The organism is Piscibacillus halophilus (genome assembly GCF_900110685.1).
In the GTDB taxonomy this organism is placed as follows: Bacteria; Bacillota; Bacilli; order Bacillales; family Alkalibacillaceae; genus Piscibacillus; species Piscibacillus halophilus.
This window is the reverse complement of the sequence record NZ_FOES01000058.1, coordinates 1-12792: the sequence shown is the minus strand read 5'-3', so window position 1 is coordinate 12792 and position 12792 is coordinate 1. Positions and strand designations below refer to the sequence as shown.

The following is a 12792-nucleotide window of genomic DNA, read 5'->3' as shown; positions in this document are numbered from 1 at the left end:
TTCAGAACGTCGTGAGACAGTTCGGTCCCTATCCGTCGTGGGCGTTGGAAATCTGAGAGGCGCTGTCCTTAGTACGAGAGGACCGGGATGGACACACCGCTGGTGTACCAGTTGTTCCGCCAGGAGCACCGCTGGGTAGCTACGTGTGGCAGGGATAAGTGCTGAAAGCATCTAAGCATGAAGCCCTCCTCAAGATGAGATTTCCCATCGCTTCGAGCGAGTAAGATCCCTCAGAGACGATGAGGTTGATAGGTCCGAGGTGGAAGCGTGGTGACACGTGGAGCTGACGGATACTAATCGATCGAGGACTTAACTTCGATTGGAAAAGACGCAAGCGACGCTTGGCGGTTCGTATTTAGTTTTGAAGGTTCTTCAACCTAAAAATATTAAATTTCACTTGCATTTTTTGGCGAAGGTGAATATAATATTATTTGTCTCGGAAATTACCGAGTTACATATAACAAACAAAATGTACGGTGGCGATGGCAGAGAGGCCACACCTGTTCCCATGCCGAACACAGAAGTTAAGCTCTCTAGCGCCGATGGTAATTGGGGTCTTTCCCCTGTGAGAGTAGGACGCTGCCGGGCATAATCTTTACTTCTCCTTCGTGGACAGTGTAAAACATATTCCAGCGTAGCTCAGTGGTAGAGCAATCGGCTGTTAACCGATCGGTCGCAGGTTCGAATCCTGCCGCTGGAGCCATTTTTTTGGAGAGCTGTCCGAGTGGTCGAAGGAGCACGATTGGAAATCGTGTAGGCCGCTACCGCGGTCTCGAGGGTTCGAATCCCTCGCTCTCCGCCATAATTGATTATTATGGCCCGTTGGTCAAGTGGTTAAGACACCGCCCTTTCACGGCGGTAACACGGGTTCGAATCCCGTACGGGTCATCTATTAAATAATATTGCCCTGGAGGATTAGCTCAGCTGGGAGAGCACTTGCCTTACAAGCAAGGGGTCGGTGGTTCGAGCCCGCCATCCTCCACCATTTATAAGGGCTTGCTTAATAGAGTATAAGAATTTAATATGAATCATATGGTCAGGACTCGGAATAAGAGTCAAATGACAACATCGCGGGGTGGAGCAGTCTGGTAGCTCGTCGGGCTCATAACCCGGAGGTCGCAGGTTCAAATCCTGTCCCCGCAACCAAATTATTTCACCGCAACTACGTCGAAATACTTCGTTGAAAGGTGATATATGGAGTGCCCGGGAGGGTGCAACCAAATTATTTGGTCCGGTAGTTCAGTTGGTTAGAATGCCTGCCTGTCACGCAGGAGGTCGCGGGTTCGAGTCCCGTCCGGACCGCCATTTACATAATCGAATAATGAATTCTTTTAATGGCTCGGTAGCTCAGTCGGTAGAGCAACGGACTGAAAATCCGTGTGTCGGCGGTTCGATTCCGTCCCGAGCCACCATTTATTTGGAGGGGTAGCGAAGTGGCTAAACGCGGCGGACTGTAAATCCGCTCCCTCAGGGTTCGGGAGTTCGAATCTCTCCCCCTCCACCATTTTTAATAAAATTTAGGGGTATAGTTTAATGGTAAAACGAAGGTCTCCAAAACCTTTGATGTGGGTTCGATTCCTACTACCCCTGCCATATGGCGGTCGTGGCGAAGTGGTTAACGCACCGGATTGTGGCTCCGGCACTCGTGGGTTCGATTCCCACCGATCGCCCTCTGTTGGGCCATAGCCAAGCGGTAAGGCAACGGGTTTTGGTCTCGTGATGCCCAGGTTCGAATCCTGGTGGCCCAGCCATTTAATGCGGAAGTAGTTCAGTGGTAGAACACCACCTTGCCAAGGTGGGGGTCGCGGGTTCGAATCCCGTCTTCCGCTCCATTTTTTTATGTGGCGGCATAGCCAAGTGGTAAGGCAGAGGTCTGCAAAACCTTTATCACCGGTTCGAATCCGGTTGCCGCCTCCAAAACTTTATTTGAATACATAATCCAAGTTGGTAAGCAGATAGACCTGTTTATCAACTTTTTTTATTGTCTAAAAACCATATTATTGAACTTAATTACATATAATGAAATATTATTACGAATTTTATCGATTGAATTTGACATAAAAAATCATTGGAATTATAATTAAACTAAATTTTCTGATTCATTTTGGAAGCGATTACAGATATAATATAAAAGACTTAGTATTTTATAAGATTGTTTTCAACTGTATCTGAAAACCCAAAGATAGATCCTATAGAATTTCTAATCTTGGGTTTCAAATAAAAATGATTTAGGGGGATGAGAAATTGAATAAATTGACCACAAGACATTGGTTAATGTTAGTGATGGCATTATTCTTGTTAGCATTTATTGTCGGATGTGCGCCAGATGAGGTGCCTGGTGATGATGAATCGACAGACACCGAAGAAGAATCTGATAATAATGAAGAAGAAACTGATGATGAGAATAGTTACAGTGCAAACGATGGAGAAGTTTCAGGAGAACTTGAAATCCAATATTTTGTTGGAGGTTATGGTGATTCTTGGTGGAAAGAAGTTATTGGAGATTTCCAAGAAGAATATCCTGACGTAGAAGTGGTCGAGCATGCGGGGCCAAACATAAATGAAGAGATGAGATCTCGCTGGGCATCAGGAAATCCACCTGATGTTGTATATATTGATGGTGCAGGATCTAGTGAAACTCAAATGGTTGAAGACGGACAGTTAATGAACTTAACTGAATGGGCAGAAGAGATAGAACTTGAAGATGGAACACCTTTATTAGATAACTTTATTGCTGAGCCTGCATCATACGATGGTGAATTGTATAGTTTACCATTAGTTTTCGATACTTGGGGTACTTGGTATGACATGGCTTGGTTTGATGAAGAAGGATACGAAGTGCCAACAGACTTTGATAGTTTTATGAGTACAATGGGTGATATACAGGAGAATGAAGATATTGCTCCATTTGTCACAACTGGTCAACATCCTTATTACTTCTTAAGAGGTATGCTATATCCAGCCTTTTCTGCGTATGGTGGTAACGAATTATTAGCCGATGTAATTACAGGTGAAGAAGGGGCATGGACGAGTGATGAAGTATTAAGTATTATGCAAAACGTTCAACAAATGCAAGAAGAAGGATATATTGATTCAGGTTTTGGAGCTTTAAACCATACTCAATCACAAATGAATTTCCTTCTTCATGAAAATGCATTTATACCAGTAGGTTTTTGGTTACCTAACGAAATGTCAGGGGATACACCAGAAGACTTCCAATATGGCTTTATTCCATCACCTATGAATGAAGCAGGTGAACCGATGGCGATTGTTCCAGATTTACGTCCACTTGCTATTGCTGAAGAAGCAGAAAACCCAGAAGCTGCTAAAGCATTTGTAGATTTTGTCTTTACAAGAGAGTATGCAAGATTATTCTCAGAACATACAGGAGCTATTATGAATATTTCTGATGTTGATTTATCAGAAAGCGAAAATGTTCCAGAGTATCTAATAGCAGCAAACGAAATGATTAATGATCCTGAACAAGTACAAATTTATCACAAACCACACCCAATGAGTGCAGATTTAGAAACACCAATTAGTGATGCCTTAGTCTCTCTCATGCTTGGTAATATAACGGCAGAAGAATTTGTTGAAGAAGCAGAAAAAGCTGCAGAAGCTTATCGTAATGAACAATAAATGTTTTTAGAATTATATATGGAATGCAGAAATCTTCTCTGCATTCCATATACTATTTAGGCGAAAAGAGTGATCAGAACATGGTACAAACTAAGAAGCAAAAATATATATTTCTTGCCTTTTGTTTAATTCCTACGTTTATTATGTTTAGTATATTTACGCTTTACCCATTATTTAATGGACTCTACTTTTCGTTTTTTGAATGGTCAGGTGCATCCAATACTCGAGAGTTTGTAGGACTAGACAATTATTCAAAGCTGTTTAATGACGATATTATTCCTAAAACGATTTGGCATGACTATTTTCTTGTCGTGACTAAAGTGATTGGGATTATGATTATTGCTCTATTTGTGGCAGTAGCACTTACACAGCTTAAAATTACAGAAGCACCGTTTTATCGAATCGTGTTTTTCTTCCCAAATATTATGTCTGTCGTTGTCATAGGGATTCTGTGGATGTTTATTTATAATCCTAGCTTAGGATTAGTGAATTCAGGCCTAGAAAAAATTGGCCTTGGTGAATGGGCAAGACCTTGGCTTGGTGACGAAAAGTGGGCATTACCTAGTCTTGTATTACCATCCGTCTGGGCTGGAATCGGATTATTTATGCTTTTATTAATGGGTGGAATTGCGAATATATCTAAAAGTACTTATGAAGCTGCGCGTATTGACGGAGCAAATGAATGGCAACAATTTTGGCATGTGACGTTACCGTTAATATGGCCACAAATCAAAATCTCTATTTTATACATAGTTATTACAACGTTAAACGGCTCCTTTATTATTGTTCAAGTCATGACAGGTGGAGGACCGAACAATGCAACTCATGTTATGGGTTCTTATTTATATCAACAGGCCTTTAAGCAATATAACTTTGGCTATGGAGCAACAATTGGTGTCATGATATTAGTCCTTTCATTAATAACGGTATTATTATTACAATTCTTGCTACGAAGAGAAAAAGTGGAGTACTAGGAGGGGGGAGCATATGAAACGTACAGTTGGTGAAATCATGTCGAGAACGGGCATTAGAATCCCGTTAATATTATGGACTTTAGCAGTACTATATCCGATTTTTTGGATGTTTCTTGGATCGTTTAAATCCAATGCAGAAATATATGCGAACCCTTGGGGATTTCCAGAAACGTTTAATTATCAAAACTTCATCACAGCATGGACGGAATATAATATTGGTTCGAGTGTTTTTAATAGTTTAATCGTAACGCTCATGGGAGCTGTTCTTTGTTTAGTATTAGCCATTCCAACCGCTTATGCAATCGAAAGAATTAATTTTAAAGGCAGTAATGTGTTATTTACTGTTTATATTTCTGCTATGATGATCCCAATGGTCTTAGCATGGATCCCGTTATTCTTCTTATTAAATCAATTTAATTTGCTTGATAGTCTAGTGGGTCTTGCGGTGGTGTATGCATTATCACAATTACCATTTACTATCTTTGTCCTCACAAGTTTTATAAGTACCATTCCAAAATCTCTAGAAGAATCAGCGGCGATTGATGGTATGTCACCATACGGTATTCTGTGGAAAATCGTTACACCACTATCCATGTCAGGAATTATTACGGTTACGATTATGAATACGATTCAGTTTTGGAACGAATATTTTATGGCACTGATCTTTTTACAGTCAGAAGGGAATTACACACTAGCCTTAGCGATCGATTATATAAGTAGTGAAGCCCAATATACCAATGCTTGGGGTACACTGTTTGCAAGTCTAGTCATCGCGATTATCCCGGTCATTATTTTGTACGCCATATTCCAAAGACGCATTACAAAAGGCATGACAGAAGGTGCCTTAAAAGGTTAATGATCTTAAATGTCACTATTCATCATAGTGGCATTTTTATTTTGCTTAAAACTCATCATTTTTGTAGCGTTTCTACTATAGAACTATTACACTATTAATAGAATCTATTAAAAAAACACTTGTTTTATTAATTTTTATATTCTATAATGGAACAAACACAAGATATTGTGTTATTTTTTAAAAATAAAAACTATATATAGTAAAATGCTTATTAAGATGCTGATCGCTTAATAGGGAATCTGGTGCAAATCCAGAACTGCCCCCGCAACTGTAAGCACGGACGAAATGGAATACCACTTTATAAGTAACTGATATACGGTTCTTATAAGGGAAGGTCCAGAATAGGTAGATGTGCAAGTCAGGAGACCTGTCTTAATAAGGTAAAGTTTCAACACTCTTCGGGGATTGAGAGAATGAAACGATAAGGTTGAATAGTTGGATAGTTAAATTCTTTACAGCTATTAATCCAAATCGTTTTATTCGCTTCTCCGAGGAGAAGCGAATTTTTTATTTATGGAGGGGTATTCATGCAAGTCAAATCAATTCCGGCAATTTTATCTGACGATGGAGTACACCAAGAAGATTTTAGTGAACAACATCTAAGAGAATATTTAGAAGATGTTTTAAAAGGTTTTGAAGATTTAGATGGGCATGCGTTTATTGAAAAAATTGTTCAATCTTTAGAGACTAAAGACCATATAACGAAGCAACAAATCACAAATGAAATTTTACTAAGAGGGTTAGAAAATATTAGCCCAGACGAACCTGATTGGACTTATGTTTGTGCTAAAGTTTACATGGATCAACTTTATAAAGAAGCGGCTGCTAACCGTGGTTACTCGAAAGAACTTAAGTACGGAAGCTTTTATGAATTAACTCAACATTTAACAGAGATTAACATTTATAGCGACTTATTATTGAGTCAATACACGAAAGAGGACTTTGAGGAGCTTGAAGCCGTCATTGAGCCAAAACGCGATCGATTATTCACCTATATCGGGATTCGGACTTTGGCCGACCGTTATTTAGCTAAAGATCATGAAGGGCAAATTTTTGAATTACCTCAAGAACGCTTTTTGACCATCGCGATGACGCTTATGGTCAATGAACCAAAAAATCAACGACTAGCACTTGTTAAAGAAGCCTATTGGGCATTGAGTCATTTATATATGACAGTGGCTACTCCGACACTATCTAATGCTGGAAAAGCCCACGGACAGTTGTCCAGCTGTTTTATAGATACAGTGGATGATAGCTTGCAAAGTATTTACGATTCTAATACAGATATCGCCAACCTTTCTAAAAATGGTGGAGGAATTGGTGTTTATCTCGGAAAGATTCGTTCACACGGAAGTTCAATCAAAGGCTTTAAAGGGATATCCAGTGGGGTCATGCCTTGGATGAAGCAATTAAATAATACAGCTGTAAGTGTGGATCAATTAGGACAAAGACAAGGAGCTATTGCTGTATACTTAGATATTTGGCATAAGGATATTCACAAGTTTCTAGATGCCAAGCTCAACAATGGTGATGAGCGTCAAAGAACACATGATTTATTTACAGGTGTCTCTATTCCAGATTTATTCATGGAAAAGGTAGAAGCAAGAGAGAGTTGGTACTTATTTGATCCACATGAAGTTAGACAAGTGATGGGGTACAACTTAGAAGATTTCTATGATGAAGAAGACGGTCAAGGCAGCTTTAGAGAAAAATACGAAGAATGTGTGAATCACCCAGATTTGTCTAAAGAAGAAGTTCCAGCTATTGAGATCATGAAACGAATTATGGTCAGTCAATTGGAAACAGGGACCCCATTCATGTTCTATCGTGATGAAGTGAACCGTAAAAATCCGAACAGTCATAAAGGCATGATTTATTCATCTAATCTATGTACGGAAATTACACAAAACCAAAGCCCGACAACTGTTGAAGAACAACACACGGAAGATGGCAAGATTATCGTGACGAAAAATCCAGGAGACTTTGTCGTTTGTAATTTATCTAGTATCAATCTTGGACGAGCGGTCACAGCGGATGTATTAGAACGTCTGATTCCAATTCAAGTGAGAATGCTTGATAATGTTATCGATTTAAATGATATCCCAGTCTTACAAGCTCAAATGACGAATCAGAAATATCGCGCCGTCGGATTAGGCACATTTGGATACCACCATCTCCTAGCATTAAAAGGCATCCGCTGGGAATCAGAAGAAGCGGTTGAATTTGCGGATCAACTGTATGAACAAATTGCTTACTTAACCATTCAAGCAAGTAAGGATTTAGCTAAAGAAAAAGGAGCTTACCCTTATTTTGAAGGGTCTAAGTGGTCAAATGGCCGTTATTTTGAAGATCGAGGCTATGATTCACCTGAGTGGGACGAGTTGAAACAAGAGGTTCAACAACACGGTGTTCGTAACGGATACTTGATGGCGGTTGCGCCTAACTCAAGTACGAGCCTGATCGCAGGAAGCACGGCAAGTATCGATCCTATTTTCAAGAAATTCTATTCTGAAGAGAAGAAAAACTATAAAATTCCAGTGACAGCACCGGATTTAAGTCCGAAGACATTTTGGTTATACAAATCGGCTTATGAAATCGATCATACGTGGACGATTGAACAAAACAAAGCACGTCAAAAACATATCGACCAGTCGATTTCCTTTAACTTCTATGTCAAAAACAATATAAAGGCAAAAGATTTATTAGATTTACACTTAAAAGCATGGAAAGCTAAATTCAAAACGACTTATTACACGCGATCGACTTCTTCTGATATTGAAGACTGTGAAAGCTGCGCATCTTAATAAGGAGGGCATAATATGACTGAGATTATAAAAGAAAGAAAATTATATGACTATCAAGCACCCAATGCATCAACAGGAATCATTAATGGACAGAGCTCCAATGTTTTAAATTGGGATGATGTGAGATTTAGCTGGGCTTACCCAATGTATAAAAACATGCTCGCGAACTTTTGGACACCATTTGAAATTAATATGTCCAACGACCGTAAACAATGGCCAGAGCTTACACAAGATGAACAAGAAACATTCAAGAAAATTATTGGCTTGTTAGCCTTCTTAGATTCGATTCAAACCGATTACTCAGCGAAGGTAGCAGATTATTTAACGGATTCAAGTCTATCTGCGTTAATGCAAGTCTTATCCTTCCAAGAAGTCGTGCATAACCAATCTTATTCATACGTCTTATCATCATTAGTGGATAAAGAGGAACAAGATCGCATCTTTGAATATTGGAAGCACGATGAAGTGTTACTCGAGCGTAACCAATTTATCGCAGAAGGCTATGACCGATTTGTGGAGGAAAAAACACCACAAGCCTTTATCGAATCAGTCGTATATGATGTCGTCTTAGAAGGTTTATTCTTCTACGCAGGCTTTGCGTTCTTTTACAACTTGGCACGAAATCAAAAAATGGTTTCAACGAGCACGATGATTAACTACATCAATCGAGATGAGCTCATTCACGTAAACTTATTTGCCCATATTTTTAAAGAAACACTAAATGAAAACCCTGGCCTAAATACAGAAGAAAATAAACAATTTGTAACAGATACATTTAAGAAAGCAGTGGATCTTGAAGTGAAGTGGGGAGAGCACATCATCGGGAATAAAATTGATGGCATCCATATGCACGAATTAGAGGAGTACATCAAATACACAGCGAATAAACGTTGTAAACTACTAGGTGTAGAAGCCCCTTACCCTCACATCACAGAGAATCCAATGAAATGGATTAGAGCTTACAAAGAAGTCGATGAAGGTAAATCAGACTTCTTCGAGCAAAAATCCCGTCAATATACTAAGGTATCTGACACAAACGGATTTGATGAATTATAAAAGGAGGAAGGGAGGGAGGACCTGCCTTCTTCGCTAATTTTAGAGATTGACTAAACAAACTAAATCATGTTATATTTATTCTTGTCGTAAATATTTCACATGCCGGTGTGGCGGAATTGGCAGACGCGTGCGACTCAAAATCGCATTCCCTTGTGGAGTGTCGGTTCGAACCCGACCACCGGTATTATAACACACTAACACCAACGCTTTACGTTATATACGTAAGGCGTTTTTTAATGCTACACGCATGATTTTCACCGCAAAAAGAGTGTGTAATAAATCGTATACGGGGTGTTTATTATTATGGGAAACGTAGAAGTAATGAGTTAAGTATTGATGAGTTAGAAACGGTACAAAGTGTAGAACCTACAAGTAATTTAACGGTAAGAAAGAAGTAATAGAAACATTAACGATAAAGCAGATTGATGAATTAATTACTGCCTGCAATCTACGTACCTTTGTTGGCGTAAGGGATTAATAAGATATTACGGTGTTTTTTGTAATTAAAGGTAGGTAAACGACAAACAATCGTGTGTGCTCTTTCTAGTATAATTATAACCGTGAATACATACATAAAGTAGAAGTAGTAAATAGATAAGTTATGGGAGTGTATCGTAGGGTTAGCGTTAATAGCTAAGAAAGGTGGGGGTATCTTCGTCTGCTTTCCGTTTCAAGCACATAAAATTCACTTACAAAAATTACAAACCTAGAGAGTAAAATGATAGACTATATTTATAGATTACGTAAAAATACGGGGGGAAAAGTATGTTAAGTGCGATTGAAAAGCTAGAAAAGGCAAAAGCCGATATACTTGCCGAAATTGACTTACAAAGTACATCGTCATTTGTGGGTAACGAAACATCACAAGAAACCGACAATAAAAACTTTCAAGATACACGCATTATTATTAATAAGTTAGCTAAAGAGCGTGCAATGAACGCACCTTCGTTTATTAAAGATTGCAGGAACATTGAAGAGGCAGTTTATAACATTCAACAAGAGGGAGGTAGTATAGATGAAATATTGCACAAAAATTACGTTAGCCGTTGTTTTAATCAATACATCGATTATTTAGAAGAAAAGCAAATTGATGTGCAAATAGTAAACGTAGAATGTCCCGTTCCCGAAGTGCTAACATTTGAACACATATTAGAATCGATAAGTAAATGTGAAAGTCGTATTGAAACGGGTGATTACTCTGGGGCCGTTACAAGTGCTAAAACGTTAGTTGAAGGCGTTTGTAAGGAAATACTACATAAGTTTTCAGATGAAGAGATAAGTAACAGTATTGATTTACCTGCGTTGTTTACAAAAGTACGGCAAAACTTAAACCTTGACCCTAAAGATCCAAAGCTAGATAAAGCGTTAAAAGATGTTTTAACGGGGTTAATTAAGGTAGTAAACGGTATATCAGAAATACGTAATTCCCGTGGGGATTCTCATATTCCTAAGTATAAAATAGATAAACATCATGCAGTCGTAGTAGTTAACTCGGCTAAAACAGTAGCGGATTTCTTGTTTAAAACATACGAGTACCAACTTGATAGAGGTACACTAGTTATAGAAAAATAAAAACGGGCTTGCGTAATGCTTGCCCGTGTAATTATGATTTGTAAAATTTTTTTATAAAATTGTATAGTAATTTTCCTGGATTAGTTCTGGAGTAATATTCATCATTTTCAGCTTGTCCATCGCTTAACGAAGGTGAATCTTCATCAATATCTAAATCAAGGTCAATTTCATAAGAACGGTGTAAAACTTGATGATATACTGCCTTTTCTAAAGTTAACTCCAAACTTTTTATTCAACATTATGCTTTTTGCATGCCTCTCTGAACTTCCTGTTATGCCCATAAAATCTTCCCATTTTAGTATCTGTTTCAATAAAGTTGTAAATAAACTTTATGTTTTCTATATCTTTATCAAATAAATTCATTAGGGCATCTATACACACTAAACACATATTTCACTCTATTTACTAGGTTGGTTAATATAATATTTAACATTGTTAATTGTTGTAGAGCTCATGATCGTAGTTGATACAAAGTCAAATTAATTTATTGATATCATAATATTAGAGGTATTGATTTATTTTGCAATTTTGGGATAATATTGATTCTCCACAATGAAATGTGTCAGACATTGAAAAAAGCAGATTCTTCCTTTAACGTTAAAGTTAACCACAACTCAACATAAGAAAGGAAGATCTGCTTTGTATAAACAGTTTACTACAGATATCCTTCAATTAACAAATTTCGTTTTAAATGATGAAGGTGAACCAGTCTCTGATGGTTGGATCTTAGGTGTTGAGCCTAAGGCTCAACAATGTTATGTATGCCCATACTGCTTTGAAAGAAGTACCAATCATGCTCGTGATAAATATCGTGTATTGAAACACGCCTGGGTATCTACTGAAGAAACAATTTACCTTAAGGTGCCAGTGCACCGGCAACGTTGTGAGGACTGTGGCATCACTTGGACAGTCCAATTTCCAGAAATACCTTGTCGTGGCACAGTTACGACACATTTTAAACAAATGATTTCAAGGAAGTGCATCAAGCAATCATTCGCAGATGTTTCACGTGATATGCAGGTACCTGAATCGACAGTAGCTCATTGGTTTTATCAATATGCAGAAGATGTTATGGCTGATCCTGAAAATTATGATGCTCCATCAGCTTTATGTTTGGATGAATTTGCTCATAAAAAAGGACATTCATATAGCATTGCATTAATGGATGCAAATACAGGCCATGTTTGGCAAACTTCACCTGGAAAAGACCGTGAAAAGATCCAGGAGGCTCTTAAGCAATACCCGTTTTCTGCACCAAACGTTGTTTCAACAGACCTTGCACCTGGCATGGCTAAGACAGTCCAGAAGGTTTGGCCTGAAACATCTATTGTGGCAGATAAGTTCCATGTCATTCAACTCTTCACGAAAGCTTTAGAATATGCTCGTAGATTAGATAAAAATTATGCTACGAACCACAAGAAAATTCGTCATCAACGCAGACTTCTTATGACAAAACCTGAAAAATTAAAAGAAGACGAAATTGAAACTTTAAATGATTGGCTATCAGCCAATCCTAAGTTAAGTAAACTCTATCAATTCCTACAAGATTTCAGAGAATTTTACGACCATACAGAATATGACTTGGCTAAACAATGTTTTGAAAATTACTGTCAACACTACTTATTTGATGGTACAGGTCACATCCAGAAGATTGTAAAAACCTTATTACAGTGGAAACAAGAAATATTAAATTACTTTAAATATTCTATAACTAATGCACCTTTAGAAGGCACAAATAATCTAATTAAAACGATTAAACGCCGAAGTTATGGATGCCCAAATTTAGACAACTTTAACTTGCGCATTCGAATGGAATGCAAGCAGCCAACGGCATAAGTAACAGAAATTGTACGTTAAAGGGAGCTATAAGCACATTTTATTGGGGAGATCC

At 38.2% G+C, this 12792-nt stretch carries 7 protein-coding genes, 14 tRNA genes, 2 rRNA genes and 1 riboswitch; all 23 genes read left to right on the top strand.

What is annotated here, in order from left to right:
- Window positions 1–317: ribosomal RNA gene (locus BMY57_RS14980) — 23S ribosomal RNA — on the top strand; the annotation flags it as partial.
- Between the two features lie 155 nt (window positions 318–472).
- Window positions 473–588 (top strand): 5S ribosomal RNA (gene rrf / locus BMY57_RS14975).
- 40 nt (window positions 589–628) lie between these two features.
- Window positions 629–703 (top strand) — tRNA-Asn (locus BMY57_RS14970).
- A gap of 7 nt (window positions 704–710) precedes the next feature.
- A tRNA-Ser gene (locus BMY57_RS14965) sits at window positions 711–802 on the top strand.
- A gap of 14 nt (window positions 803–816) precedes the next feature.
- Window positions 817–888: transfer RNA gene (locus BMY57_RS14960), tRNA-Glu, on the top strand.
- 21 nt (window positions 889–909) lie between these two features.
- Window positions 910–985 (top strand) — tRNA-Val (locus tag BMY57_RS14955).
- 84 nt (window positions 986–1069) lie between these two features.
- Window positions 1070–1146 (top strand) — tRNA-Met (locus tag BMY57_RS14950).
- An 82-nt stretch (window positions 1147–1228) separates the two neighbouring features.
- Window positions 1229–1305, top strand: a tRNA-Asp gene (locus tag BMY57_RS14945).
- Window positions 1306–1336: 31 nt separating this feature from the next.
- Window positions 1337–1412 (top strand) — tRNA-Phe (locus BMY57_RS14940).
- Window positions 1413–1419: 7 nt separating this feature from the next.
- Window positions 1420–1504 (top strand) — tRNA-Tyr (locus BMY57_RS14935).
- Between the two features lie 15 nt (window positions 1505–1519).
- A tRNA-Trp gene (locus BMY57_RS14930) sits at window positions 1520–1593 on the top strand.
- 4 nt (window positions 1594–1597) lie between these two features.
- Window positions 1598–1670, top strand: a tRNA-His gene (locus tag BMY57_RS14925).
- A 6-nt stretch (window positions 1671–1676) separates the two neighbouring features.
- A tRNA-Gln gene (locus BMY57_RS14920) sits at window positions 1677–1751 on the top strand.
- Between the two features lie 6 nt (window positions 1752–1757).
- Window positions 1758–1832: transfer RNA gene (locus tag BMY57_RS14915), tRNA-Gly, on the top strand.
- 11 nt (window positions 1833–1843) lie between these two features.
- Window positions 1844–1917, top strand: a tRNA-Cys gene (locus BMY57_RS14910).
- 327 nt (window positions 1918–2244) lie between these two features.
- Window positions 2245–3639, top strand: a complete 1395-nt coding sequence (locus BMY57_RS14905; RefSeq protein WP_439895799.1) for an ABC transporter substrate-binding protein — start codon at window positions 2245–2247, stop codon at window positions 3637–3639.
- A gap of 80 nt (window positions 3640–3719) precedes the next feature.
- Complete coding sequence (locus BMY57_RS14900) at window positions 3720–4613, top strand: carbohydrate ABC transporter permease (protein WP_091776037.1); 894 nt, start codon at window positions 3720–3722, stop codon at window positions 4611–4613.
- A 13-nt stretch (window positions 4614–4626) separates the two neighbouring features.
- Window positions 4627–5469 (top strand): carbohydrate ABC transporter permease, encoded by an 843-nt coding sequence (locus tag BMY57_RS14895; RefSeq protein WP_091776034.1) that lies wholly within the window; start codon window positions 4627–4629, stop codon window positions 5467–5469.
- A 197-nt stretch (window positions 5470–5666) separates the two neighbouring features.
- Window positions 5667–5858: riboswitch (cobalamin riboswitch) on the top strand.
- Between the two features lie 138 nt (window positions 5859–5996).
- Window positions 5997–8273 carry a ribonucleoside-diphosphate reductase subunit alpha gene (locus tag BMY57_RS14890; protein WP_091776031.1) on the top strand — a complete coding sequence of 759 codons (2277 nt, stop codon included), beginning with the start codon at window positions 5997–5999 and terminating at the stop codon, window positions 8271–8273.
- A 15-nt stretch (window positions 8274–8288) separates the two neighbouring features.
- Entirely contained in the window at window positions 8289–9329 is a 1041-nt protein-coding gene (locus BMY57_RS14885) for a ribonucleotide-diphosphate reductase subunit beta (RefSeq protein ID WP_091776028.1), read from the top strand.
- Window positions 9330–9430: 101 nt separating this feature from the next.
- Window positions 9431–9513: transfer RNA gene (locus BMY57_RS14880), tRNA-Leu, on the top strand.
- Window positions 9514–10094: 581 nt separating this feature from the next.
- Window positions 10095–10901 carry an abortive infection family protein gene (locus BMY57_RS14875; protein ID WP_091776026.1) on the top strand — a complete coding sequence of 269 codons (807 nt, stop codon included), beginning with the start codon at window positions 10095–10097 and terminating at the stop codon, window positions 10899–10901.
- Between the two features lie 639 nt (window positions 10902–11540).
- A complete protein-coding gene (locus BMY57_RS14865; RefSeq protein WP_091774713.1) occupies window positions 11541–12737 on the top strand; it encodes an ISL3 family transposase in 1197 nt (398 codons plus the stop codon).
- Window positions 12738–12792: the final 55 nt, after the last annotated feature.